Source organism: Streptomyces zingiberis, assembly GCF_012034935.1.
Lineage (GTDB): Bacteria > Actinomycetota > Actinomycetes > Streptomycetales > Streptomycetaceae > Streptomyces > Streptomyces zingiberis.
Genome location: NZ_JAATEN010000009.1, coordinates 1 through 24558, shown reverse-complemented (window position 1 = coordinate 24558; position 24558 = coordinate 1). Strand labels below are relative to the sequence as shown.

The following is a 24558-nucleotide window of genomic DNA, read 5'->3' as shown; positions in this document are numbered from 1 at the left end:
GGTCACCGGGCCGCCCTCCCGTCCCCGCGGTCCGCCACCGGGCCGGGGGCCGGCCCCTCGTGGACGGTGCGGGCCCGGCGCAGCAGGGCGCCGGCGTAGGCGCGGCGTACCTGGTCCGGGCCGTCGAAGCCGGGCTCGTCCGCCAGCCAGCTGTCCGGCACCAGAGCGGTGACCTCGGCCAGCAGGTCCTCGGTGACCTGGGGCGCCAGCTCCGCGGCGGCCGCGCGCACGTCGGGCCGGAAGGGGGCGAGCACGTGGTCGGCGGCCTCGTAGGAGCGGCCGGCGACCCGCTCGGCGGACGGCCAGTGGTGGTGCCAGATCATGGTCGCTCCGTGGTCGATGAGCCAGAGCCCGTCCCGCCACACCAGCAGATTGGGGTTGCGCCAGGAGCGGTCGACGTTGCCGATGAGCGCGTCGAACCAGAGCACCCGGCCGGCCTCGGCGGGGGTCACCTCGCGGGCGAGGGGGTCGAAGCCGAGGGCTCCGGAGAGGAAGCCGGTGCCGAGGTTCTCCCCGCCGCTCTCCCGGAGGAGGCGCTGCACTTCCGGGTCGGGCTCCCCCAGCCCGAGGACGGGGTCGAGCCGGACCACCGCCATCGGCGGCACCCGAAACCCCAGCCTGCGCGCCAGCTCCCCGCAGATCACCTCGGCGACCAGCGTCTTGCGGCCCTGCGCGGCGGCGGCGAACTTCACGACCCACAGCCCCAGGTCGTCTCCCTCGACCAGGCCGGGGAGCGAGCCGCCCTCACGCAGCGGGGTGACATAGCGGACCGCTGTGATCTCCGGGAGCCCGGGAGCTCCCGGAGCGCCGGGAACGGAGAAGGCCCCGGCGGGGCGGGAGGTCACCGGAACCCCGGGGACCGGGGGTGTCTCGGACGGCATCTCCTCAGATTACGGGGGCGCCGGGCCGCCTCCCCTCGGGGGCGGCCACGCCGGGGCGGTGGGACACCACCCGGGACAGCGCCCCCGGCCACCGGCGCTTCCTGGGAAAACCGCAAACATCTCTTTGCGAACAACTCTTTGCGAAGAGATGTTTGCGGTCTAGGGTGAACCCATGACCGACACCTCCGAGGGGCGGCCGACGCCGGCCGGCGACCCCACCCCCGCAGTCCTCGACGCGCAAGGGCTCCGCGCCATGGCCCATCCGGTACGTGTCCAGCTGATCGGGCTGCTGCGCAGGCACGGCCCCTCGACGGCCACCCGGCTGGCCGAGCGCCTGGGCGTCAACTCCGGTACGGCCAGCTATCACCTCCGCCGGCTCGGCGCCGCCGGTTTCGTCGAGGAGGACCCCGAGCGCGGCAACGCGCGCGAGCGCTGGTGGCGCCCGGTCCATCAGTCGACGTGGTTCAACGAGCCGGAGCTGGCCGCGGAGGCGCCGGAGGCCGCGCTGACCTATCTGCAGTCGGTGGCCGCCGAGTACGCCCAGCGCTCCCAGCGGGTGATCAACGAACTCGCGACCATGCCGCGCGCCTGGCGGGAGACGTTCGATCTGAGCAACTGGCCGCTGCGGATCACGTCCGAGGAGGCGGCCGCCCTGGGTGAGGAGGTGCGGGCCGTCCTCAACCGCTACCGGCGCGACGCGCCCGGGGCCGCCGCCACCGCGCCGGAGGGCGCCGAACGCGTCTCCGTCATTCTCCACCTGCTGCCCGAGCTCGACGAGGCCGCGCCCGCCGAGGAGGCCCCGGGACACCCCCGCCCGGCGGGCCCGGAGCCGTCGTGACACCCGGTGGGCCCTCCGGGTGTCAGGCCGGCTCCGGCCCGCGGTCCCTGCGCCCCCTCGCCGGGGTGCTGACGGCGATGGCGGTGTCGCTGACCGGCACCCGGATCTCGGCCATCGCGCTTCCCTGGTTCGTGCTCGTCACCACCGGCTCCACCGCCCGGACCGGGCTGGTGGTCTTCTGCGAGATGGTCCCCTACGTGGTGGTCAAGGCGCTGACCGGGCCGCTGGTGGACCGGGCCGGGCCGCGCACGGTCTCCTGGACGGCGGATGTGCTCAGCGCGGTGGCCGCCGGCGCGGTACCGCTGCTGCACGCCCTGGACCGGCTCTCCTTCGGGCCGCTGCTGTTCCTCGTCGCGCTGATCGGCGCGGCGCGCGGCCCCGGCGACCTGGCCAAGGAGGTCATGGTCCCGGAGGCGGCCGAGCGGGGCCGGATGCCCCTGGAGCGGGCGGCCGGCCTGGCCGGGGTGACCGAACGGCTCGCGTCCACGGCCGGCCCGGCGCTGGGTGGTTCGGCGGTGGCGCTCCTCGGTCCGCTGACGGCGCTGGCGGCCAACGCCGCGTGCTTCGCGCTGGGTTCGGTCGTCGTCCTGCTGACCCTGGACCGCCGGCCCCGGGCGGCCCCGCCGCCGTCCTCCGCACCCGGCGACGGGCACGAACCCGGGTCGGCGCCGGAGCCCGGCTACCGGCGCCGGCTGGGAGAGGGGTTCCGCTTTCTCCGCCGGGATCCGCTGCTGCTCACCGTCACCGTCATGGTCGGTGTCACGAATCTGCTGGACGCAGCGCTGAACTCGCTGCTCCTGCCCGTCTGGGCCAGGGACTCCGGCCACGGCCCCTCAGCCATCGGCCTGATCGGCAGCGCCCTCGGGATCGCCGCCGTCGGCGGCAGCCTGATCGCCGCCGCGGTGGCCCACCGGCTGCGCCGCCGGGCGGTGTTCTTCACCGGGTTCCTGCTCGGCGGTGCGCCCCGGTTCCTCGTCCTCGCCTTGGACCTGCCGCTGTGGGCCGTGGCCGGGGTGTTCGCGGTGAGCGGGTTCGGGCTGGGCTTCCTCAACCCGATCCTGGGCGCCGTCATGTTCGAGCGGATACCCCGGCCCCTGCTGGGGCGGGTCAAGGCGCTGGGCGCCGCGCTCGCCTGGGCCGGCATCCCGCTGGGCGGGCTCGTCGCGGGGGTGTCGGTGGCCGCGGCCGGGCTCGCCACGGTCCTGCTGGCGGGTGCGGCGGCGTACGCCCTCACCACCGGCCTGGCCGGACTGCGGCCGGAGTGGCGGGAGATGGACCGGCGACGCGCCCGGGACGTCCCCGGCCGTCCCCGGGAGGCACCGACGGCAGGCAGCGCGGCGGGAACCTGACGCGGAGGCCCTCAGCGCCTATGTCACGAACGACGACGAACTGTCCGACGGGCAGCTGACCGCCCCGCTCACCGGCCTCCTCGAAGCCCAGCCCCGGCCCGACCAGTGGCACGCATGTCACGGAGATTCAGAGAACTGCTGCCGGCTCATCCGCCGGTCAGCGCCATCCAGAGAGCGCCGCCACCCGCGGTGAGAACTCCACCCAGGACCGACAGGTCGGCGGGGCGGCACCGCGTCCAGCTCACCGCCACGTCGACGCTCGCACCATCAGGCTCCGGGCCGGTTCGAAGCCACCGATTGATCGTTGCCGCCGCCGCACCGCTGGTCCCCCGAAAGTGGTCGATGAAAGACCCGCCGTAGGCGAAGACCGCTACCGAACGCCCCCCTGACAGAGCAACCTCCAGGCCTCCGTCGTCACCGGCCGCAGCAGACTCGATCACCGCTTTCGCAACTGTGTGAGTCCGCAGGGGGTTGACCACCGTGAGCACACCGTCCCGCATGACGACTTTGCAGTTCACGATTCGCCCGATCAGTCCCGCGATCAGCAGGTAGGCCGGGATCCCCTGCCAGCCGGTTCGGAAACCGCTCATGGAGCTGACCTTCAGGACCGCTGCGAACATGCCGGTACCAAGGCCCACGGCCGCCGTCCCGAAGATGATCGACCAGGAGCGCCGCCTCAGCACGACAGAACGACCCGTCACCACAATCCCCACTTCCCCCGATGTACAACGCTTGGTATCACCCGCGCCCTTCCCCGGGTCGGCCACACCAACTCCGTCTCCGGAGGGGTGGGCGCGGCGGTGGCCCGGCCCGGCGGGCGCGCTCACCGGGACGACGCCGGAACCTCCGGTACCGGATCCCGGGCCGTCACACCGGTCTCCTCCTTGGGCACCGAACGCTGGGCGACGAGCGCCCCCGCCAGAACCGCGGCGCCACCCGCCAGTTGGGGAACGGACAGGTGTTCCCCGAGCAGGACCCAGGCCAGCGCGGCGGCCACCACCGCCTCCAGGCAGGCCACCACCCCGGCGACCTGCGGTGAGAGCCGCCGTATCGCCACCACCCCGAGCAGATAGGCGAGCACGGTGGCCACCAGGACGACATAGCCGACCAGCAGCAGGGCGGGCACCTCCGTCTCCCCCATGCGCGCCGGCCCGGCGAGCACCCCCCAGGCGCCGTTCCACGGCCGGGCGGCCACCGTCAGCGCCACCGCGCCGACGAGGAAGCCGTACGCGATCACGCCGGCGGGATCGGCGGGGTCCTCTCCCCCGTCGCCCTGGTCGGAGAGGACGAAGTAGGCCACCTGGCAGCAGGCCGCGCCGAGGGCGAGCGCCAGGCCGACGGGGTCGAAGCCCAGTCCGCTCCAGATCTCCACCACACAGGCCAGCCCTCCCACGGCCAGTACGGCGCCGAGCGCGGCCGCGGGCCCCACCCGCCGCCGCCGCACGAAACGGACCCAGCCCAGCACCAGCGCCGGAGCCAGGTACTCGACGAGGAGGGCGACGCCGACCGGCAGGCGGGAGATGGCGCTGAAGTAGAAGACCTGGACACCGGCGACGGCGAACATCCCGTACCCGGCGAGCAGTACGGGCCTGCGGCGGAGCAGCTGCCGGTGGCGCCAGGCCAGCGGCGCGGTCACCAGCGCCGCGCCGGCGACCCGCAGCCACACGACGAAGAGCGGGTCGGCACCGGCCTCGATCAGCGGCTTGGCCGCCACCCCCGAGCCACCGAAGGCGAAGGCCGAGGCGAGAGCGAGACCGAGACCGGCGGTGACGCGGACGGAGCCACGGGGAGAGCTCTGCATGGCCGCATCTTGTCAGCACCGTATACATATGTCATGCCTGTCATCCCGGAAGGTGCTGACAGCCACGGTGGCGCGGAGAGAGGGGTGTGGGAGACCAGGTCCGCGCATCACGACAGCGGCCCGGCGCCCTGTCCTCGGCATCGGCATCGGCATCGGCATCGGCATCGGCATCGGCGTACGGGACGGCGCGGGCGCGGCGGAACGGCGGTCGCACACGGTCGCACACCGGTCCCACCGGACGCGCCGCACCCGTCCTGTCCGCCGAACCCGCCGCGTCAGCTCCCGGCGTCCACAGGCCGGGGCTCCGGCCGGGCCAGCAGCCGCGCGGCGTCCACCCCGGTCCGGCGGAGCACCTCGGCGGCCCGGCAGTCCGGTTCGGCGGCGAGAGAGGCCAGCAGATCCGGGCCGGAGACGGCGGCCTCGGCACCCCGGGCCCTGGCCCGGGCGGCGGCCCCGGCCAGGGCGGTCACCGCGGCCGGTGAGAGCGGCGCCGTGCCACCGCGCACCGGGCGGCGGTCCGCGCCGGCGCCTTCGGCCGAGCCGTGCCAGCGCAGCCCGTAGCCGATGCTGCGCTGGGCCAGATAACCGCGGAGCCGCAGCAGCCGCGCGGGACGGTCGTCGAAGAGGGCCCGGGTCTCCGGGTCGGAGTCCAGCAGGCTGTGCAGCAGGTGCGCCGTGTCGGTCTGCCGGTCACCGGCGCGCAGCGCGAGACGGCGGGCACCGGAGACCACGGCGGCCGGCGCCTCCGGAAGCGGCCCACCACCGGAGGGGCGGGCGGGGCGGAGCGGCTGAACGGGCACGGTCGTCTGTGGCGCACGGTGGAGCACTCCCCCACCCCATCACTCCGGAGCCGCCCAGGCATCCCCGGCACGACCCATCTCCGCCTCCGCCCAAGGGCGGGCCCGTACGACCGGCGCCTCATCCCCTCGAATGAGAGCACGTGGCGTGCACCGGGCGCGCGAACCATCCGATGCGCCGGGCGGAGGGCCGTGAGCGCCCAGGTGGGAGAGGGAAACGGCGCCCCCGCCGGCCCTCCGCCCGTCGGCATGCCGGTCCACCGGCCCCCGGGCCGTTTCGGCAGCGTGCCGCGCCGGGCGGCTCAGGGCGGGGTGGGCAGCCAGCTCACCTCGCCCGCCAGCAGGGCGTAGCCGCCGAACGCAACGATGTCGATCAGGGCGTGCGCCGCCACCAGCGGCCCCACCCGCCCCCAGCGCCGGTAGAGCCAGACGAAGACGACCCCCATCACGATGTTGCCGACGAACCCGCCGATCCCCTGGTAGAGGTGGTACGTCCCGCGGAGCAGGGCGCTCGCGGCGAGCGCGGCGCCGGGCCCCCAGCCCAACTGGCCGAGACGCCGCAGCAGATAGCCGACGACCACGACCTCCTCCAGCAGGGAATTCTGCACCGCTGAGGCGACGAGCACGGGGAACTTCCACCACACCGGCGGCAGGGACTCCGGCACCACCGTCAGATTGACGCCGGCCGCCCACACGGCCAGGTAGAACAGCAGTCCACTGCCGCCGATGGCCGCCGCCACCAGCGCTCCGCGCCCCAGGTCGGAGCCGGGCCGCCGGCGGTCCAGACCCAGGGCCCGCAGTCCGGGAACCCCCTCACGGAGCAGCAGGTGCGCGACGAGGACGACCGGTACCAGGGCGGTGCCGATCCCGAACAGCTGCCAGGCCAGATCGAGCCAGGGGCGGCCGGGGGCCCGGGAGCCGTTGAGGGTGGCGGCCCGGTCCTGGAGATCGCCGGGGGCCGTGACCGAACCGGTGAAGCTGATCACGGCGGAGAGCGCGCTGGCGCCGAGGGAGAGCGCGAGCACGATCAGCAGCTCCTGCCGCAGCACCCGCCGCGACGGCGTCGCTCCCCCGCTCTCCGGCACGGCGGCGCCGTCCCCGCCGTTCGCCCCGCCGCCGTCGGCCCGGCCGCCCCCCGCGTCCGCCGTACCCTCCGGTTCCGCCCGCACTGACCGCCTCCGCTCCGCCGCCTTCCCCCTTTTCTACACGGGCGGAGGGACGGTCACCGGGCGGGGTGGCGGACGGGGCAGGGGGCGGCACGCCCCCCGTGGGCGCGCGCCCGTACGGCAGGGGCGTCCCCGGATGTCCGCCGTCCCCCGGAACGCCGGGGTCACCAAGCGCGCCGGGGCCTGCCTCACTCCGGCAGGTCCGCCGGCCAGCTGTGCACCGGTTGCCCGGAGCGGGCCAGCTCCGCGTAGCGGCGGGTGGTGGCGGCCAGCGCGGTCTGCCGGTCCAGTCCGCGCTCACGCGCCTGGCGGAACGCCTCGGCCTGCCAGGAGGCGCCGTTCACCCGTCGCCGGCAGCGCTCCTCGATGATGCCGAGATAGTGGTCGCGGTCGGCGGGTTCCACGTCCCAGGCGTCCAGGCCCGCGGCCGCCAGCGGCAGCAGTTCCTCGCGGACCAGACGCGTCGCGGGCACCTCCTCGACCGCGCCGGACCGGCCGGCCCGGGGCCAGCGCAGGGTGGCGTCGATGCCGTGGCGGCAGGCGGTCTCGAAGTTCCACGCCGCGTCGTCGAAGGCGAGCCTGGTCCACACCGGGCGGCTCTCGTCGGCGAGGGCCCGGACCAGACCGTAGTAGAAGGCCGCGTTGGCGATGACGTCGTCGACGGTCGGCCCGGCGGGCAGCACGCGGTTCTCCACCCGCAGGTGGGGGACGCCGTCGGCCACGTCGTACACGGGCCGGTTCCAGCGGTAGATGGTGCCGTTGTGCAGCATCAGCTCGTGGAGGCCGGGCACCCCGCCCTCGTCGAGCGCCTTGAGCGGGTCCTCGTCGTGGCACACCGGCAGCAGCGGGGGGAAGTAGCGCACGTTCTCCTCGAAGAGGTCGTACGCCGACTCGATCCAGCGTTCGCCGAACCAGGTGCGCGGGCGTACACCCTGCGCCTTGAGTTCCGGGGCGCGGGTGTCCGTGGACTGCTGGAACAGCGGTGGCCGGGACTCCCGCCACAGCTCACGCCCGAAGAGGAAGGGCGAGTTGGCGCCCACGGCGATCTGCGCCGCCGCCACCGCCTGGGAGGCGTTCCAGACCGCGGCGAACCGGGCCGGCGTCACCTGCAGATGGAGCTGCACGGAGGTGCAGGCGGCTTCGGGGGCGATGGAGGCACTGGTGTAGTGGAGGCGCTCCACCCCCTCGATGTCGAGTTCGAGGTTCTCGCCCCGCGCGGCCAGGATGCGGTCGTTGAGCAGCGTGTAGCGGTGGGCGTCCGAGAGGTTCGCCGAGACGAGGTCCGGACCGGCGAGCGTCGGCAGAATTCCCACCATGACGATCCCCGCGTCCACTTCCCGTGCTTTGCCGTCGGCATAGGAGAGGGCGGTACGGATCTCCTCGGCGAGCTGGTCGAGTACCCGTCCCGACAGCCGGTGCGGCACGATGTTCACTTCGAGATTGAACTGTCCCAGCTCCTCCTGGAAATCACCGCTGCGGATGCGTTCCAGAACTTCGGCATTGAGCATGCGGGGCATCCCGTCGTCCCCTGCGAGATTCAGCTCGATCTCCACCCCCATGAGATTCTTGGGGCGGTCGAACCTCTTCTCCTCCAGCAACCGCCCGAGTCCCTCCAGACACTGGTGCAGTTTGCTGCGGTATCGCTGCGGATCGGCCAGGTCGAACCCGTCCGCCTCGACCTTCTCACCCATCGGGGGTTCCTCCTCCGGTGCACCGGGGCCGGGGCACGGCCCGGCCGGGCCGTGGCGTCACGCCCCGGCGGACAGCATCTGCCCGCTAGGATGCCCCGTACACCCGAGGGGCACTTTCCTTCGGCATAACGAGGGAGCTGTGCGCGGAACAGCCACCGGGCAGCGGGAGAACACCGCGATGGGCAATGATGTGGCGGAAAACACCGGCGGGTTCCGGCCGACCCCATAGGCGCTGCCACCCGAGGCCACCGCTTTCCCGGCCGGGACAGAACGGTGGGAAAGCGCCCGGACCGCCGGGCCGGTTTGCGCCTTGCCCGTAATACGGACGTCGGCTAGCCGAAACGTGCCGTGAACACTGTCCGTATAAACTCCTCTTACGCGGGCAGAGAGTACGTGCGCCGGCATTTCGTCTCCGGCCCTCACCTCTGACCCGCATGCTGACATCGCCGTCCGCACGTGCCCAGTCCTCCCGTGTCTCCCCCAGTGAGAGGCGACCCATCATGCCGCTGCTTTCCTCCCCGGCACCGGGACCCGCGCGGGCCAGCGCCCTCGCGGCCCTCGGTTCCCCGGCCGCCGCCCGCGCCGTCACCCCCGCCCTCCGCGTCCACCCCGGTCCGCTCGCTCCCGAATCGCCGCTGCCCGTCCACGTCATGGAGGGCATCAATGAGCCGGACGGCCCGCGGGTCCGGCTGACCGGCTGGCGCTTCCTGATCCGCGGCGGCGGGCGCACCGTGGCCGCCGTGGAGACGGCGCACACCCCCGACGGCTGGGTCTCCTCCCGCTTCTTCGGGGGCCCCTACCTCTCCTCCACCGAGCACGCCCTGCGCCAGGCCGACGCGCTGCCGGTCCCCCACCAGCCGCGCCTGCTGTCGGTGCCGGAGCTGTACATGCTCACCCTCTGGCTGCACGGCGACACCACGGCCGACCCCGCGACGGGCCGGCCCGACCCCGAGGACCTGCTGATCCCGCTCGCCCCGGCGCCCCCGGGCATCGCCGCGCACCGCCCGCACCGGGTCTCCGACCTGCTGCCCGTCCTCACCCTGCGGCTGGGTCCGGTGGTCCCGCTGGCGGGATCGGCGGCCTGACCCACCGCCCCGGCACACCGTACGCGCCCCGCGGCCACCCGCCGCGGGGCGCGCCGTTGTGCGCCGCCCCGGCGCGCCGGCCCTCGGACCCCCGACCGGACTAGTCCGCTCCGGCCATGGCGAACCATCCGAAGGGGCCGTCCTCTTGACAGCGACCGTCCGCAAGAGTGGTGGGTCACCCACCACGCCATCCGGGTGGGCGGAAACCACTGCGGAATCCTCCTCCGCACGCGACACTGAAACCGGACGACCGACACGGGGGAACGACGATGGACCATACGCGACACCGCACGAGAACCACCACACCACAGCGGAAGATCCCACCCATGTGCCAGCACCCCTCACCGTGCCCGACAGCCGACTCAGCCGACCGGGAGGCCGCCGTCCTGGTGGCACACCACCCCGAGCAGGGCTGGAGCCTGCTGTGCAACGGCGTCCTGCTCTTCGAGGACACCGGTGAACTGCTGCCCGACGGGCAGATCATCGCCCCGCACCGACCACCGGCCGGTGGTCAGGTGACCACGGCGGCCTGACGGCCGGCCCGGGGCAGGCACGGAACCGCCCCGGGGTCACGGAAGATCACAGGGCCGGCCCGGCGCACCGCCGGACCGGCCCCGCTCATGTCCACGCCCGCGTGCCACCCGGCCCGGACGGTACGGGCCCGGGCAGGGCCCGGCCGGGGGACGGACCGGCCACGGCACGCCTCCCGCCCCCTGGCCGCCGGCCCGGCTCAGGAGTCGTACGCCTCCAGAGGGGGGCAGGAGCAGACGAGGTTGCGGTCACCGTAGGCACTGTTGATCCGCCGCACCGGCGGCCAGTACTTGTCCGCCGCCCCGACCCCGGACGGGAATACGGCCGTCCGCCGGTCGTAGGGGTGCTCCCACTCCCCCGTGAGCGTTGCCGCGGTGTGCGGCGCGTTCCGCAGCGGGCTGCCCTCGACGGGCCACTCCCCCGAGGCCACCTGCTCGATCTCCCCGCGGATGGCGATCATCGCCTCGCAGAAGCGGTCGAGTTCGGCGAGGTCCTCGCTCTCGGTGGGCTCGATCATCAGCGTGCCGGCCACCGGGAAGGACATGGTGGGCGCGTGGAACCCGTAGTCGATCAGCCGCTTGGCGACGTCGTCCACCGTCACCCCGGTGGCCTTGGTCAGCGGCCGCAGGTCCACGATGCACTCGTGTGCCACGAGCCCCGCCGGGCCGGTGTAGAGCACCGGGTAGTGCGGCTCCAGCCGCTTCGCGACGTAGTTGGCGCTGAGGACCGCCACCTGGGTGGCCCGGCGCAGCCCCTCGGCTCCCATCAGCCGGATGTACGCCCAGGAGATCGGGAGGATGCCCGCCGAGCCCCAGGGGGCCGCCGACACCGGGCCCACCCCGGTCTCCGGTCCGGCGGCGGGCTGCAGCGGGTGGTTCGGCAGGTACGGGGCGAGGTGCGCGCGGACGGCGACCGGGCCCACGCCGGGGCCGCCGCCACCGTGCGGGATGCAGAACGTCTTGTGCAGGTTGAGGTGGGAGACGTCGCCGCCGAAGCGCCCCGGGTCCGCGAGCCCGACCAGCGCGTTGAGGTTGGCGCCGTCCACGTAGACCTGACCGCCGGCGTCGTGCACGGCGGCGCAGATCTCCCCGATGTGCTCCTCGAACACGCCGTGGGTCGAGGGGTAGGTGACCATGAGCACGGCCAGTTCGTCGCCGTGAGCCTCGATCTTGGCCCGCAGGTCCCCGGCGTCCACCTCACCGTTCTCCGCGGTCTTCACCACGACGACCCGCATGCCGGCCATCACCGCGCTGGCCGCGTTGGTGCCGTGCGCGGAGGACGGGATGAGGCAGACCGTGCGCCGCTCCTCGCCCCGTGACCGGTGGTAGGCGCGGACCGCGAGCAGTCCCGCCAGCTCGCCCTGGGAGCCGGCGTTCGGCTGGAGGGAGACCTTGTCGTAGCCGGTGACCTCGGCCAGCCGCTCCTCCAGCTCACGGATGAGGGTGAGATAGCCCTCGGCCTGCTCCACCGGGGCGAAGGGGTGCAGGGCGCCGAAGCCGGGCCAGGTGACCGGCTCCATCTCGGTGGTCGCGTTGAGCTTCATCGTGCAGGAGCCGAGCGGGATCATCCCGCGGTCCAGCGCGTAGTCCCGGTCGGCGAGCCGGCGCAGGTAGCGCAGCATGGCCGTCTCGGAGCGGTAGGCGTGGAAGACGGGGTGGGTCAGGTAGGGGTCGGCGCGCAGCAGACCGCCGGGCAGCGCGTCGGCCGCGGCGGTGTCCAGTTCCGGGACGGAGGAGGCACCGGCCGGGACACCGAACGCGGACCAGACGACGGCCAGGTGCTCCCGGGTGGTGGTCTCGTCACAGGCGATGCCCACGTGGTCCGGGTCCGTGAGCCGCAGGTTGACCCCGGCGTCCCGGGCGGCGGCGACGACCTCGGCGGCCCGTCCGGGCACCCGGGCCGTCACCGTGTCGAAGAAGGCGCCGTGCACGATCTCGACGCCGCCGGCCCGCAGCCCTTCGGCGAGCACCGCCGCGTAACGGTGGGCCCGGCGGGCGATGGCGGCCAGGCCGTCCGGCCCGTGGTGGACGGCGTACATCCCGGCCATCACGGCGAGCAGTACCTGGGCGGTGCAGATGTTGCTGGTGGCCTTCTCGCGGCGGATGTGCTGCTCACGGGTCTGCAAGGCGAGCCGGTAGGCGGGCTCGCCATCCGCGTCGACGGAGACGCCGACCAGCCGCCCGGGCAGGTTGCGGGCGTAGGAGTCGCGCACGGACATGTAGCCGGCGTGCGGCCCGCCGAAGCCCATCGGCACGCCGAACCGCTGGGTGGAACCGACGGCGATGTCCGCGCCGAGTTCCCCGGGCGAGGTGAGCAGGGTGAGGGCGAGCAGGTCGGCGGCGACGGTGACGACGGCACCCAGTTCGTGCGCCCGTTCGATCACGGTGCGCGGGTCCGTGATCCGCCCGGAGGCGCCGGGGTACTGCAGCAGCACACCGAAGACGCCTCGTTCGGCGACCTCGTCGGGGATACCGGCGCCGAGGTCGGCGGTGACGATCTCGACACCGGTGGGCTCGGCCCGGGTCCGCAGCACGGCGAGGGTCTGCGGCAGGCAGTCGGCGTCGACCAGGAAGACCCCGTCCTTGACCTTTCCGACGCGCCGGGAGAGCGCCATCGCCTCGGCGGCGGCGGTGGACTCGTCCAGCAGGGACGCCCCCGCGGTCGGCAGGCCGGTGAGGTCCGCGACGAGCGTCTGGAAGTTGAGCAGCGCCTCCAGCCGGCCCTGCGAGATCTCCGGCTGGTACGGGGTGTACGCCGTGTACCAGGCGGGGTTCTCCAGGACGTTCCGCAGGATCACCGGCGGCGTGAACGTGCCGTGGTAGCCGAGGCCGATCATGGACGTGAGGACCTGGTTGCGGCCGGCCAGCTCGCGGAGTTCCGCCAGCACCTCGGCCTCGCCGCGCGCCTCGGGCAGCGACAGTGCCCCGGTGGTCCTGATCACCTCGGGGACGGCGGCGGCCGTGAGCTCGTCCAGCGAGCCGTAACCGACCTGGGCGAGCATCTTGTCCAGAGCTTCGTCCCCGGGGCCGATGTGGCGCCGCGCGAACGGGGTGCCGCGTTCCAGCCGGGCGAGCGGTGTGCGGGTGGCGGGCGTCTCGGTCATCTGGGGAGGCCTCCTGGTCGGCGCGGACCTTCGAGGGACACCCTTCTCGGGTACCCCGTGGGCCTCCCCCTCTGTCGTCGACCTGAGAGCTTCGCCGGATTCCCGATGGGCGTCCGGCTTTCACCGTCGGTGAGGGCGGGTGCCCGGGCCGCGGCCCGGCGCCCGCCCTGCTTTCCAGAGTGACCTCGTCCGTGCGGTACGGGTGCCTGAGAGATTCCGGGGAGGGTTTGCTCCTTCGGCGCCTCCGGCGGGGCGGAGGACTCTCCCGCGCGGGTTCGGCGGTCCCGTTCAGCCTACCAGCGGGGTCCGGGGGCGGCCCCGAGTGGCCACCGCGCCGGATCTGGCTTTACGTGGGTCCAGGGACCGAGAGGAGCCACCGAGTACCGGGAGGGACCGTGCAGCCGGGGATCGACCCGCGGAGCCTCATCGGCCGCAAGGCCGTCGGCCGCGACGGAACGAAGATCGGCACCATCGACGAGGTCTACCTCGACGACATCACCGGGCAGCCCGCGTGGGCGGCCGTCCGCACGGGCCTGTTCGGCCGGGACGCCTTCGTGCCGCTGGACCCCAGCGAGTTCACCGGCGGCGTGCTGCGCGTGCCTTACCCCCGGTCGCTGATCCGCTGCGCCCCGGATTTCGCAGTGGGCCGCCACCTCTCGCCGGAGCAGGAGATCCAGCTCTACCACCACTACGGGCTGGAGGCCGAACTGCCCGACGGGGACGAGGAGGGCGAGGACGGTCCCCCGGCCGCCGGACGCGGCTCGCCGGGCCCCGTGGGCGGCTCCGGGGGCGGCCCGGAGAGCGGCGGGGGGACCGGCCGGGCCACCGGTCCCGGCGGCTGACCACCGGCCGGACGCACCAGCGGCGGCGGGTCGGCCGGCTCCAGGAGGGGGTCGTCCCCCCGGAGCGTGCGTACCCGCCCCGGGGCCGACCACGGCTGTTCGAAGCGGACGGTGACCCTGCCCAGGCCGCTGCCCTGGACCCATCCCGCCCCGTACACCCCGTGCCGGACGTCCTGGCCGGGCCGCCACTTCCGCTCCCCCGCACCGGGCCCTCCCGGCGCGCCCACGGCGCCGGGCGCCGCTCCGGACGGATCCGGGCGGGTCCCCGCCTCCTCACCGCCCGCCTCCCGGGAACCGGCCGCGGTCACGGGCCCGGTACCCGCGGGCCCGGCCTGGGCGAAGAGATCCTCCTGGGTGAAGTCCGCGAGACCGCTGACGCCGACGCCGAGCAGCCGCACCCCGCCGGTGGTGTCCACACCGTCCAGCAGCCGCACGGCCGCCTCCCGGACCACGGCCGGGTCGTCGGTGGGCCCCCGCAGCGTCTCCGAACGGGTCAGGGTCGAGAAGTCGTACCGCCGGACCTTGAGCACGACCGTACGCCCCGACCGGCCGGCCGCCCGGAGCCGGTCCACGCAGCGCCCGGCCAGCCGGACCACCTCGGCGCGGACCCGGGTCCGGTCGTGCAGGTCGACGTCGAAGGTGTCCTCCACCGATATGGATTTGCCCTCCCGCTCGGCGACGACGGGCCGGTCGTCCTGCCCGGTGGCGAGGGCGTGCACCGAGGTGCCGTGCGCCTTGCCCAGCAACCGCACCAGCTCCGCCTCACCCGCCTCGGCCGCCTCGGCCACGGTGTGGATGCCGGACCGGCGGAGCTGCTCGGCCGTGGCGGGCCCCACCCCCGGCAGCGCGCGGACCGGCATCGGCGCGAGCAGCTCCCGCTCGGTGCCCGGTTCGATGACCACCAGACCGTCCGGCTTGGCCTGTTCGGAGGCCGTCTTGGCCAGCATCTTGGACGCGGCCAGGCCCACCGAGGCGGTGAGTGTGGTCGCCTCCAGGAGAGCCGCCCGCAAGCGCTCACCCGTCGCCCGCGCCTCGGCGGCCGAGGCGGGCGGCGCGGGGCCCGCGGCCAGGTCCACGAACGCCTCGTCCAGGCTGAGCGGCTCCACCAGCGGCGACAGTTCCCGCAACATCTGCATCACCACCTCGCTCACCTGGCGGTACAGGCTGAAACGGGGGGTCAGATAGGCGGCGTGCGGACAGAGCCGTCGGGCCTGGGCCGTCGACATGGCGGAGTGCACCCCGAAGACCCGGGCCTCGTAGGAGGCGGTGGCGACCACGCCCCGCGGCCCCAGCCCGCCCACGATCACGGCCTTGCCGCGCAGGCTGGGCTTGGACGCCTGCTCCGCCGAGGCGTAGAAGGCGTCCATGTCCAGGTGGAGGATCGACGGTACGGGTCTCACGGGACCGATGCTGCCCTACGCGACCGACAGCGCGGGGGCAGGGGACCCGCGGCGGGTCCGCGGCGCGCCGGCTCAGCCGGCCCGGTTGCGGCGGCGGGCCAGCTCGTCACCGGGGTGGTGGCCGACGAGGGTCTCCCCGGTGTCGACCCGTTCCCCGTGCAACTGGGACAGGGCCGCCTCCACGTCCCGCCAGACCACGCCGACGGCGATGCCGAACATGCCGTGCCCGCCCTGCAGCAGCCCGACGACCTCGTCCGGGGAGGAACACTCGTGCACCGTCGCGCCGTCGCTCATCAGCGTCATCCTGGCGAGATCCGCGCGGTCGCGGGTGCGCAGATGGCGGACGGCGGCACGGATGTTCTGCAGGGAGACCCCGGTGTCGAGGAACCGCTTGACGATCTTGAGGACCACCACGTCCTCGGTGCTGTAGAGGCGCTGGGTGCCCGACCCCTGCGCGGGACGCACGCTCGGCTCCACCAGCCCCGTGCGGGCCCAGTAGTCGAGCTGCCGGTATGTGATGCCCGCGGCCGCGCAGGCCGTGGGGCCCCGGTACCCGATGACCGTGGAAGCCCGGGCGGGGGGCGCCGCCGATTCCGTCCTGTTGGTCTTCTGGACGGGAGCGGCGCCACCCCCGTGGAGCGGAAGGGGACTGCCCGCCGCTGTACCGTCGCCGGTGCTGCTCACGCCGACCTCCGTCCTTGACCTGCCTTGTCGACGGTAGGCAGTCACCCGGGGTGCGTCAACGATCGCCGCGCTCGGCACGCCGAGTGATAATCACCCTGAGAGGGGTTTCCCGTGACCACGGCCGGGGAACGGCTCAGCGGATGCGGCGGCCGAGCCGCGGAGCGGCTCCTGGCCGGCTACTGATTGCTCGTGCCGAAGTCCTCCGGCGAGATCTGGTCGAGGAACTCGCGGAACTTCTCCACCTCGTCCTCCTGCTCGTCCGGGATGGCGATGCCGGCGTCGTCCAGCACGCCGTCACTGCCGTAGATCGGGGTCCCGGTGCGCAGGGCGAGCGCTATGGCGTCGGACGGGCGGGCACTCACCTCGACACCGCTCGCGAAGACCAGCTCCGCGTAGAAGACGCCCTCGCGCAGGTCGGTGATCCGGACCTGGGTCAGCTCCTGGCCCACCGCCTCCAGCACGTCCTTGAACAGGTCGTGCGTCAGCGGCCGGGCGGGGGCCATGCCCTGCTGGGCGAAGGCGATCGCGGTCGCCTCGCCCGGTCCGATCCAGATGGGCAGGTACCGGTCGCCTCCCACCTCACGCAGGAGCACGATCGGCTGGTTGGAGGGCATTTCCACCCGGACACCCACAACGTCGAGCTCGTTCACACAGCAACCCTAGGACCTGCCCGGCCGTTTTGGGTAGTCGGGCACCCCGGCGAAGCGCATCCTCAGCGCAGCCGCACGCCCAGCGACGCCTGGACCAGGGCGGCGTGCAGCCGCAGCGAGAGCGTCGCCAGCTCGCGCGCGGTGGACTCGGCGTGGGCCCGGGTCTGCGGGTTCCGGTGCCGCCGCAGCGGGGCGACGACCTGCTCGACGAGACCGGCCTCACGGTCCGCGGCGGCCTTCATCACGCGCAGATGGCGGGGTTCCAGCCCGAAGCGGCCCAGCTCGCCGAGGAGCCGGGCGACGGTGACCGCGTCCGGGCCGTACGCTCCGCCCTCCCCGCGGGTGAGCAGGCCGTAGGACTCCCACGCGGCGAGTTCGTCCTCGGTCGCGCCGGTCTCGGCCAGCAGCCGTTCACGGTCGACGCGGGCCGGCGCCGGCTCAGCGTGCTCCAGCACCGCCTCCAGGGGGTCGGCGGGGGCCCCCGGGGCGGGGACACCGGGCCGTTCACCCCGCTCCAGGGCGTCGAGGTGCTCCCGGATGACCTTCAGTGGCAGGTAATGGTCACGTTGCATCCGCAGCACCCGGGCCAGCCGCTCGACATCGGCCGGGCAGAACTTCCGGTAGCCGGAGGGCGTGCGCCGGGGCTCCACCAGCCCCTCCGCCTCCAGAAAGCGGATCTTGGAGACGGTGATCTCCGGGAACTCCTCCCGGAGCAGGCCCAGCACCCTGCCGATCCCGAGCAACCGGTCCCCGGGGGCGGCACCGGACCCGGCGCCGCCCCGCGATGACTGGGCCATGGGCCTTCCCCCGTGGTCAGAGGCTCCGCTGGCTCGCGTAGAAGACCAGGCGGTACTTGCCGATCTGCACCTCGTCACCGTTGGCCAGCGGCACCGAGTCGATGCGCTCCCGGTTGACGTAGGTGCCGTTGAGACTGCCGACGTCGGCGACCGTGAAGGACCCGTCCGCGGCGCGCCGGAACTCCACATGGCGGCGGGAGACCGTCACGTCGTCCAGGAAGATGTCACCCTGCGGATGACGGCCCGCGGTGGTGAGGTCACCGTCCAGCAGGAACCGGCTGCCCGAGTTGGGACCACGCCGGACGACCAGCAGCGCCGAGCCGTGCGGCAGGTCGTCCACGGCGGCCTGGGCCTCCGCGGACAGCGGGGGCGCGGTCTGGCCCGTCGCCTCCGCCTCGTAGGCCTCCAGCCCCGAGATCGAGATGGTGGAGGTGGTCTCCGAGGGGCGCTCCGAGGGCGCGGTGCGCAACGGCGCGCCACAGTTGGAGCAGAACCGGCTGTCCTCGGCGTTCCGGTGCCCGCACCTCTGGCAAACCGGCAGAGCCGACATGGGCTGCCCCTCCTGCTGCGACGGCCCACCGGGGGGCTGGGCTGCCGAACCTATGCGGCCTGACGCCGCAGGGTCAACAGCGGACGCGCCGGGTCCACCCCCGCCCTCCACCTCATCCCGGAAGAGCGGCCGCTCTCCCTGGTGCGCGACGCCCTCCTCGGGGCGGTCGGCGCGGTGCCGGCCGCCCTCTTCGCGGGCGCTCTTGCCGAACAACTTCCCGAACAACTTCACGGGCGATTCCCCTTGACCGAAACAGACCCGCCCGTGGGGCAGGACGCAACCTCGCTGCACTTCATCCGTGCCGCTGCGGACGTGAAGACAACGTCCGTGCGCACCAGACAGTTTCCACCACGCACCACCTTCGTGATGCCATGACCCCCCGTAACCCCGGGCACCCGGGGTGTCCCTCGCGCGCGCCGCCCGCGCTCCGGCGCCCGGCCGCCTCTCACGGCGACGACGACCGAGCGTAGTCAGGCCGATCCTCCGGCCGCAAGGCGTCCACGACGATCTTCTCCTCGGCGCTGACATCCACCGTGGCCTGCTCCTTCTCCAGGCTCTGCACGACACCGCCCGGGATGTTCAGGGCCGGCTCCAGGTCCTGGGGGTCCCCGATCGCCAGGATCCGGAAGGGCTGGGACACCCGCCGGCCGTCGATCCGCACCCGGTCGCCGTCCTGGGCGAAGTAGGTGTCCGCCACGATCCGGACCTCGTTGATCTGGATCGCCTCGGCGCCGGCGGCCCGCAGCTCCTGGACGGCGTCGAGCAGGCGGTCACCGTCCACGCCGCCCCGCGGCGCGCCGACGGTGATGGAGAGCCCCGGTCCCTGGGCGGCCACCGTCCCGGCCAGCACGCCCAGTTGCTGCCTCCGCTGCTCCGTCTGCCGACGCGCCTCCTCGGCCTGGTCGGAGCTGGTCTCCAGCTCGGTGCGCTGCTCCTCCAGTCGCCGTTTCTCCTCCTGCAGCCGCTTCGTCTGGTCGTCCACCTCGTCGAGGATGCGGACGAGGTCCTCCTGGCGGGCACCGCGGAGGACGCTCGCGTCATTGGTGGAGCGGACCTGGATCGCCAGTCCCAGCCCCAGGACGAACAGGAGCAGCGCCATGATGAGCTGATTGCGGCTGATCCGGGGCGGCCACAGCGCCGCGCGCAGCCGCTGCCGCCCGGTGAGGCCGCCACCGGCCCCGTCCTCCCCGGCGCGGCCGGCGGCCGCGGACGGGGTACCCGGGAGTTCCGCGCCGCCCTCCGGGATCTCCGGTCCCCCGGCCCCGGTCGGTGGGCCGGACGCCTCCGTCCCGGCCTGCCCGGCCGTCCCGGCAGGCCGCGCGTGGGCGCGCGGAGGCAACGGCCGGCCGGGCGCCGGGTGGCCGGTTCCCGGCCGGGACTCCGCCTCCGCCTCCGCCTCCGCCGGGAGCGGCCGCCGTTCCGGGCGCGGGCCGCCCAGCCGGGGCCAGGTGCCCCCGGGCACGGGCGGTGTGGCCCTCTCCCCGCGCGGCGCGTCCTCGCGCTCGTTCCCGTGGCGGGGCGGGACGCTCCCCGCCAAGCCGGGCGGTTTCCCGCCACGGCCGCCGTCGCCGTACCCGCTCACGTTCTCGTCCCCGCGCTCGTCGTTCACCGGCCTCACGCCCGGAAGACGTGACGGCGGATGGCGGCCGCGTTGGAGAAGATCCGGATGCCCAGCACCACCACGACGCCGGTGGAGAGCTGCGAGCCGACGCCGAGCTGGTCGCCCAGGAAGACGATCAGCGCGGCCACCACCACGTTGGACAGGAAGGACACCACGAAGACCTTGTCGTCGAAGATGCCGTCCAGCATCGACCGCAGACCGCCGAACACCGCGTCGAGCGCGGCCACCACGGCGATCGGGAGGTACGGCTCCACCACCGCCGGCACCTCGGGCCGGACCAGCAGTCCGACCGCGACTCCCACGACGAGGCCCAGTACGGCGATCACGATATGCCCTTCCCTGTGTCTTCGGTGGCGCCGGCGCTCTTCCCCGCGCCGTCCGCGCCCAGCGGCTCGGCGATGCGGATGATCAGGCTCGGCGCGGCCGGGAGTTCGACCTTCTCCTGCACCGAGACGCTGACCCGGATCCCGTAGTTCTTCTCCAGCACCGCGAGGTACGCCCCGTCCGCACTCGAGCGGAATTCACTGCTCAGCCGCTTCCCGTCGCCCACCGCGAGCACCGTGTAGGGCGGCGCCAGCGGCCTGTTGTCGACCAGTATCGCCTCCCCGGCCCGCCTGATCGCCGAGACGGAGGTGAGCCGCTGGCCGTTGACGGAGACCGCTTCCGCGCCCGCCCCCCACAGACCGTTGACCACCCGCTGCATGTCCCGGTCCCGGACCCGGCCGCTGTCGGAGAAACTGCTGCTGCCGCGGGGGCCGCCGGTGCCGCCGTCGGCGGGCCCGGCGTCGTCCACGACGAACTTCACCCCCGGCCCGCTCACCGGCGTCGCCCCGGCCAGCAGCGACGTCAGCTCCCCTCGCCCGCCCCCGTGCCGGCGCAGGGCCTCCTGCTGCTTCTCCCCGACCTCCCGGCGCAGCGCCTCGACGGTCGACTCCAGCCCGTCGGTGCGGTCGGTGCCGTCCTGGATCCGCTGGATCAGCCCCTCGCGTTCCTTCGCCCGCACCGGCGCCTCGACCCGAGCCTGGGCGGCGCCGACGGTGACGACGGCCGCCACGAGCGCCAGACCGGCCGCGAGGCCGAGCCGCGCCCGCAGGCTCTTCGGCAGCCCGGTGGTCCCCCCGGCCTCACGCCGTGCGGCCGACTCGGCGTAACCGTCGTCCAGGCTGTGTTCCGTCACATTCGTCAGCAGCGACATGGAGGCATCGGGACGGGAACGGCGCGCGGGCGTACTCCGATCAGGGGGGTGCTGCGACATGCCGCACATCGTCGCACGTCGCGGCGGCGGCTCCGAACGGGCCCTCCGTTACGGGGCCGTAGGCCGGTCCGCCATCGGCCGGCGGACCGGCCCCCGGCCCCCGGCGGGTCCCGCCGGGGGCCGGGACGGCTCAGCGGCCGGCGCTGTCGACCACCGCGGCCCACTCGTCCAGCAGGGCCTGCGCGGAGGCGTCGTCCGGGCCCTCGGCCCAGAGATGGGTGACCGCCTCGGCCGGGTCGGGCAGGACCATGACCCAGCGGCCGTCGGCCTCCACCACGCGGACACCGTCGGTGGTGTCCACCTGCCGGTCTCCCGCGGCCTCCACCACGGTGCGCATGACGAGCCCCTTCACCGCCCAGGGGGTCGCGATGTCACGGCGGGAGACATGGGCCCGCGGGATGCGCGCGTCGATCTGGCTGAGGGTCAGCTGGGTGCGGGCCACCAGTGCGATCAACCGGACGAAGGCCGCCGTGCCGTCGAAGACACTGCTGAACTCCGGCACGATGAAGCCGCCCTTGCCGTCCCCGCCGAAGACCGAGGATTCGGAACGGCTGACCCGGGTCAGATCGTCCGGGGAGGTCGTGGTCCACTCCACCTGGGTGCCGTGGTAGGCGGCCACCTGCTCGGCGATCCGGGTGGTGGTCACGGGGAGGGCCACCCGGCCGCTGCGCCGCTCAGCGGCGACCAGGTCGAGCATGACCAGCAGGGCCCGGTCGTCCTCGATGATCCGCCCCCGCTCGTCGACGAGCGACAGCCGCTCACCGATGGGGTCGAAGCGCACACCGAACGCGGCGCGGGCCGAGGAGACGATCTCCCCCAGCCGCACCAGCCCGGCACGGCGCGCGTCCGCCGTCTCCGTGGGGCGCGACTCGTCCAGACCGGGGTTGATGGTCAGGGCGTCCACGCCCAGCCGGCCCAGCAGGCTGGGCAGGACCAGCCCGGCGCTGCCGTTGGAGGCGTCGATCACGATCTTCAGCCCCGCCTCCTCCACCCCGGTGGTGTCGACGGCGCGCAGCAGGGAACCGGTGTACGCGTCGAAGACGCTCGCCGGGAAGCGAAGGTCCCCGATCTCCCCGGGGAACGCCCGCCGGTACTCCTGACGGGCGTAGACGCGGTCCAGCTTGCGCTGCCCGGCCTGCGAGAGATCCGCGCCCCGCTCGTCGAAGAACATGATGTCGACGGAGTCCGGGACACCTGGCGAGGTACGGATCATGATGCCGCCGGCGCTGCCGCGCGCGGTCTGCTGGCGGGCCACGGGCAGGGGGACGTTCTCCAGGTCGCGGACGTCGATGGCGCTGGTCTGGAGCGCGGAGATGACGGCCCGCTTCAGGGCCCGGGCACCACGGGAGTGGTCACGCGCCGTGGTGACCGTCGAGCCCTTCTTCAGCGTGGTCGCGTACGCCCCGGCGAGCCGTACGACCAGCTCCGGCGTGATCTCCACATTGAGGATGCCGCTGACACCGCGGGCCCCGAAAAGCTGGGCCTGGCTGCGCGACTCCCAGATCACCGAGGTGTTGACGAAAGCACCGGCCTCGATGGTCTTGAAGGGGTAGACCCGGACATTCCCCTGCACGATCGATTCTTCGCCGACGAGGCACTCGTCGCCGATCACGGCCCCGTCCTCGATGCGGGAGGCCCGCATGATGTCGGTGTTCTTGCCGACGACGCAGCCCCGGAGGTTGCTCTGCTGGCCGATGTAGACGTTGTCGTGCAGCACGGCCTTGTGCAGGAAGGCCCCGCTCTTCACTACGACGTTGGATCCGACCACCGTGTGCTCACGGATCTCGACGCCGGCCTCGACCTTGGCGTAGTCCCCGACGTAGAGGGGCCCGCGCAGCACCGCGTCGGGGTGGACCTCGGCGCCCTCCGCCACCCATACCCCGGGGGAGATCTCGAAGCCGTCGATCTCCACGTCGACCTTGCCCTCGAGCACGTCGGCCTGCGCCTTGACATAGCTCTCGTGGGTGCCGACATCCTCCCAGTAGCCCTCGGCGACGTAGCCGTAAACGGGCTTGCCTTCCTTCATCAGCTGCGGGAAGACATCACCCGACCAGTCCACCGAGACGTCCGCCTCGACGTAGTCGAACACCTCCGGCTCCATCACATAGATGCCGGTGTTGACCGTGTCCGAGAAGACCTGGCCCCAGGTCGGCTTCTCCAGGAACCGCTCGACCTTCCCCTCGTCGTCGACGATGGTGATACCGAATTCCAGGGGATTCGGCACCCTGGTCAGGCACACCGTGACGAGAGCGCCCTTCTCGCGGTGGAAATTGATGAGCTCGGTGAGGTCGAAATCGGTGAGGGCGTCACCGGAGATGACGAGGAAGGCGTCGTCCTTGAGGGCTTCCTCGGCGTTCTTGACACTGCCGGCGGTACCGAGGGGCTTCTCCTCGTTGGCGTAGGTGAGCTCCATTCCGAGCTCCTCGCCGTCGCCGAAGTAATTCTTGACGAGGGAGGCGAGGAACTGGACCGTCACCACGGTCTCGCTCAGTCCGTGCCGCTTGAGCAGCCTCAGTACATGCTCCATGATCGGCCGGTTCGCAACCGGCAGCAGTGGCTTGGGCATGCTTGAGGTCATGGGGCGAAGGCGGGTACCTTCGCCGCCGGCCATCACGACGGCCTTCATGTCGGAAGCGTCCTCCTTGAAGAGACGACGGTCACACCGACCGAGCCGTCCGGTGCACCGGATGCACCCGTGGCTCCGGCACGCGGGAAATCGCGCTCAGCCGGTGCACCGCGTCAGGGCAGGCTCAGTCGGCACCTGTATCCGCCTTCACGAGTCGGCGGACCTGGACCACATAGAGAGTTCCTGCCCACCAATAGAGAGTTGTACCCCATCCCGCGAAGGCCCATCCGAAAATGGCGGCCAGCTGAGGCAGCCAGCCGGTTCCGTCACTCAGCAGCAGCAACGGGAAGGCGTACATGAGGTTGAACGTCGCCGCCTTGCCGAGAAAGTTGACCTGGGGCGGTGGATAGCCGTGCCGGCGGAGGATTCCCACCATCACGAGCAGTATCAGGTCCCGGGCCAGCAGCGCCCCTGTCAGCCAGAGGGGGAGGATTCCCCGCCAGGTCAGCCCGACGATCGTGGACAGGATGTACAGCCGGTCCGCGGCGGGGTCGAGGATCCGGCCCAGGTTGCTGATCTGGTTCCAGCGCCGGGCGAGCTTGCCGTCCAGGTAGTCGCTGACCCCGCTGAGCGCCAGGACCAGCAGCGCCCACCCATCCGCTTTCGGTCCTCCGAACTCGGGCAGCAGGATCAGCCACAGGAAGAGGGGCACGCCGGCCAGGCGCGCCATACTGAGCACGTTGGGGATGGTGAGGACACGGTCCGTCTGGACCCGTGTCTCCTGGACCTCCACTCCGCGGCCTCCCCTTGAGGACGTATTCGACGATGCTCCCTGACCTTACCCGGGTGTGCGCACGCCGGGCACAGGGGGAGGTAACGGCCACGGCGCCCCGGAGGGCGGACATGAAAAAAGCCGGTTTTCCCGGGCCGTCAAGGCCCGGGAAAACCGGC

The 24558-nt window shown here is 73.2% G+C and carries 22 protein-coding genes, 1 pseudogene and 1 riboswitch; of the genes and pseudogenes, 6 read left to right on the top strand and 17 right to left on the bottom strand.

Going from position 1 to position 24558, the window contains the following annotated elements:
- Window positions 1-2: 2 nt before the first annotated feature.
- On the bottom strand, window positions 3-881 hold the full coding sequence (locus HCK00_RS13760; protein ID WP_240965562.1) for a HipA family kinase: 879 nt from the start codon (window positions 879-881) through the stop codon (window positions 3-5).
- A 172-nt stretch (window positions 882-1053) separates the two neighbouring features.
- Between HCK00_RS13760 and HCK00_RS13755 the strand changes: the two genes are divergently transcribed.
- Window positions 1054-1719: an ArsR/SmtB family transcription factor gene (locus tag HCK00_RS13755; RefSeq protein WP_168102197.1), complete on the top strand. Its 666-nt coding sequence runs from the start codon at window positions 1054-1056 to the stop codon at window positions 1717-1719.
- Window positions 1716-3068, top strand: coding sequence for an MFS transporter (locus tag HCK00_RS13750; protein ID WP_375781961.1), 1353 nt, complete (start codon window positions 1716-1718; stop codon window positions 3066-3068). Before HCK00_RS13755 ends, HCK00_RS13750 begins: the two co-directional genes overlap by 4 nt.
- Window positions 3069-3214: 146 nt before the next feature.
- On the opposite strand, the gene HCK00_RS13745 is transcribed toward HCK00_RS13750, so the two are convergent.
- The 5 genes from HCK00_RS13745 to HCK00_RS13725 all read right to left on the bottom strand — a co-directional run bounded on the left by HCK00_RS13745 (window position 3215) and on the right by HCK00_RS13725 (window position 8523).
- A complete protein-coding gene (locus tag HCK00_RS13745; RefSeq protein ID WP_206320343.1) occupies window positions 3215-3835 on the bottom strand; it encodes a hypothetical protein in 621 nt (206 codons plus the stop codon).
- A gap of 56 nt (window positions 3836-3891) precedes the next feature.
- On the bottom strand, window positions 3892-4869 hold the full coding sequence (locus HCK00_RS13740) for an EamA family transporter (RefSeq protein ID WP_168102195.1): 978 nt from the start codon (window positions 4867-4869) through the stop codon (window positions 3892-3894).
- Between the two features lie 275 nt (window positions 4870-5144).
- Window positions 5145-5669 (bottom strand): Clp protease N-terminal domain-containing protein, encoded by a 525-nt coding sequence (locus tag HCK00_RS13735; protein ID WP_311765309.1) that lies wholly within the window; start codon window positions 5667-5669, stop codon window positions 5145-5147.
- 299 nt (window positions 5670-5968) lie between these two features.
- Entirely contained in the window at window positions 5969-6751 is a 783-nt protein-coding gene (locus HCK00_RS13730; protein ID WP_168102353.1) for a CPBP family intramembrane glutamic endopeptidase, read from the bottom strand.
- A 269-nt stretch (window positions 6752-7020) separates the two neighbouring features.
- On the bottom strand, window positions 7021-8523 hold the full coding sequence (locus HCK00_RS13725; RefSeq protein WP_168102193.1) for a glutamate-cysteine ligase family protein: 1503 nt from the start codon (window positions 8521-8523) through the stop codon (window positions 7021-7023).
- A 500-nt stretch (window positions 8524-9023) separates the two neighbouring features.
- Here HCK00_RS13725 and HCK00_RS13720 point away from each other — a divergent pair, with 500 nt between their 5' ends.
- Both HCK00_RS13720 and HCK00_RS13715 read left to right on the top strand, forming a co-directional pair.
- Window positions 9024-9608 (top strand): hypothetical protein, encoded by a 585-nt coding sequence (locus tag HCK00_RS13720; protein WP_168102192.1) that lies wholly within the window; start codon window positions 9024-9026, stop codon window positions 9606-9608.
- A gap of 326 nt (window positions 9609-9934) precedes the next feature.
- Entirely contained in the window at window positions 9935-10141 is a 207-nt protein-coding gene (locus HCK00_RS13715; protein WP_168102191.1) for a DUF5999 family protein, read from the top strand.
- A 197-nt stretch (window positions 10142-10338) separates the two neighbouring features.
- On the opposite strand, the gene gcvP is transcribed toward HCK00_RS13715, so the two are convergent.
- Complete coding sequence (gene gcvP / locus HCK00_RS13710; RefSeq protein WP_168102190.1) at window positions 10339-13242, bottom strand: aminomethyl-transferring glycine dehydrogenase; 2904 nt, start codon at window positions 13240-13242, stop codon at window positions 10339-10341.
- A 184-nt stretch (window positions 13243-13426) separates the two neighbouring features.
- Window positions 13427-13520: riboswitch (glycine riboswitch) on the bottom strand.
- Between the two features lie 72 nt (window positions 13521-13592).
- Here gcvP and HCK00_RS28725 point away from each other — a divergent pair.
- Window positions 13593-13781: pseudogene (locus HCK00_RS28725) on the top strand (PRC-barrel domain-containing protein); the annotation flags it as partial.
- Window positions 13782-13930: 149 nt separating this feature from the next.
- On the opposite strand, the gene HCK00_RS13700 reads toward HCK00_RS28725, so the two are convergent.
- The 5 genes from HCK00_RS13700 to HCK00_RS13680 all read right to left on the bottom strand — a co-directional run bounded on the left by HCK00_RS13700 (window position 13931) and on the right by HCK00_RS13680 (window position 18396).
- Complete coding sequence (locus HCK00_RS13700) at window positions 13931-15484, bottom strand: DNA polymerase IV (RefSeq protein WP_168102189.1); 1554 nt, start codon at window positions 15482-15484, stop codon at window positions 13931-13933.
- 72 nt (window positions 15485-15556) lie between these two features.
- A complete protein-coding gene (locus HCK00_RS13695; protein ID WP_168102188.1) occupies window positions 15557-16168 on the bottom strand; it encodes a MerR family transcriptional regulator in 612 nt (203 codons plus the stop codon).
- Between the two features lie 176 nt (window positions 16169-16344).
- The gene (locus HCK00_RS13690; RefSeq protein ID WP_030544685.1) at window positions 16345-16818 is read right to left on the bottom strand and encodes a bifunctional nuclease family protein; all 474 of its coding nucleotides are present in this window, start codon (window positions 16816-16818) and stop codon (window positions 16345-16347) included.
- 62 nt (window positions 16819-16880) lie between these two features.
- Window positions 16881-17615, bottom strand: coding sequence for a transcriptional regulator FtsR (ftsR, locus tag HCK00_RS13685; RefSeq protein WP_168102187.1), 735 nt, complete (start codon window positions 17613-17615; stop codon window positions 16881-16883).
- 16 nt (window positions 17616-17631) lie between these two features.
- Window positions 17632-18396, bottom strand: coding sequence for a double zinc ribbon and FHA domain-containing protein (locus tag HCK00_RS13680; protein ID WP_311765307.1), 765 nt, complete (start codon window positions 18394-18396; stop codon window positions 17632-17634).
- Here HCK00_RS13680 and HCK00_RS28485 point away from each other — a divergent pair.
- Window positions 18307-18540 carry a hypothetical protein gene (locus HCK00_RS28485; protein WP_311765329.1) on the top strand — a complete coding sequence of 78 codons (234 nt, stop codon included), beginning with the start codon at window positions 18307-18309 and terminating at the stop codon, window positions 18538-18540. The genes HCK00_RS13680 and HCK00_RS28485 overlap by 90 nt on opposite strands.
- Window positions 18541-18610: 70 nt before the next feature.
- Here the strand turns inward: HCK00_RS28485 and HCK00_RS13675 are convergent, their stop codons facing one another.
- From HCK00_RS13675 to clsA, 5 genes are all read right to left on the bottom strand, one after another.
- Window positions 18611-19504, bottom strand: a complete 894-nt coding sequence (locus tag HCK00_RS13675) for a DUF881 domain-containing protein (RefSeq protein WP_375781967.1) — start codon at window positions 19502-19504, stop codon at window positions 18611-18613.
- Window positions 19505-19779: 275 nt separating this feature from the next.
- Window positions 19780-20112 (bottom strand): small basic family protein, encoded by a 333-nt coding sequence (locus HCK00_RS13670; RefSeq protein ID WP_168102186.1) that lies wholly within the window; start codon window positions 20110-20112, stop codon window positions 19780-19782.
- Window positions 20109-21041 (bottom strand): DUF881 domain-containing protein, encoded by a 933-nt coding sequence (locus tag HCK00_RS13665; RefSeq protein WP_168102185.1) that lies wholly within the window; start codon window positions 21039-21041, stop codon window positions 20109-20111. Before HCK00_RS13665 ends, HCK00_RS13670 begins: the two co-directional genes overlap by 4 nt.
- Before the next feature lie 130 nt (window positions 21042-21171).
- Window positions 21172-23667 (bottom strand): mannose-1-phosphate guanyltransferase, encoded by a 2496-nt coding sequence (locus HCK00_RS13660; RefSeq protein ID WP_168102184.1) that lies wholly within the window; start codon window positions 23665-23667, stop codon window positions 21172-21174.
- Between the two features lie 124 nt (window positions 23668-23791).
- Window positions 23792-24400 carry a cardiolipin synthase ClsA gene (clsA, locus tag HCK00_RS13655; RefSeq protein ID WP_168102183.1) on the bottom strand — a complete coding sequence of 203 codons (609 nt, stop codon included), beginning with the start codon at window positions 24398-24400 and terminating at the stop codon, window positions 23792-23794.
- Window positions 24401-24558 lie beyond the last annotated feature (158 nt).

Bases quoted from the DNA above. Each gene is read 5' to 3' on its own strand.
- HCK00_RS13760 (WP_240965562.1), bottom strand. From the start codon at position 881: ATGCCGTCCGAGACACCCCCGGTCCCCGGGGTTCCGGTGACCTCCCGC.
- HCK00_RS13755 (WP_168102197.1), top strand. From the start codon at position 1,054: ATGACCGACACCTCCGAGGGGCGGCCGACGCCGGCCGGCGACCCCACC.
- HCK00_RS13740 (WP_168102195.1), bottom strand. From the start codon at position 4,869: ATGCAGAGCTCTCCCCGTGGCTCCGTCCGCGTCACCGCCGGTCTCGGT.
- HCK00_RS13725 (WP_168102193.1), bottom strand. From the start codon at position 8,523: ATGGGTGAGAAGGTCGAGGCGGACGGGTTCGACCTGGCCGATCCGCAG.
- HCK00_RS13720 (WP_168102192.1), top strand. From the start codon at position 9,024: ATGCCGCTGCTTTCCTCCCCGGCACCGGGACCCGCGCGGGCCAGCGCC.
- HCK00_RS13715 (WP_168102191.1), top strand. From the start codon at position 9,935: ATGTGCCAGCACCCCTCACCGTGCCCGACAGCCGACTCAGCCGACCGG.
- gcvP (WP_168102190.1), bottom strand. From the start codon at position 13,242: ATGACCGAGACGCCCGCCACCCGCACACCGCTCGCCCGGCTGGAACGC.
- ftsR (WP_168102187.1), bottom strand. From the start codon at position 17,615: ATGGCCCAGTCATCGCGGGGCGGCGCCGGGTCCGGTGCCGCCCCCGGG.
- HCK00_RS13665 (WP_168102185.1), bottom strand. From the start codon at position 21,041: ATGTCGCAGCACCCCCCTGATCGGAGTACGCCCGCGCGCCGTTCCCGT.
- HCK00_RS13660 (WP_168102184.1), bottom strand. From the start codon at position 23,667: ATGAAGGCCGTCGTGATGGCCGGCGGCGAAGGTACCCGCCTTCGCCCC.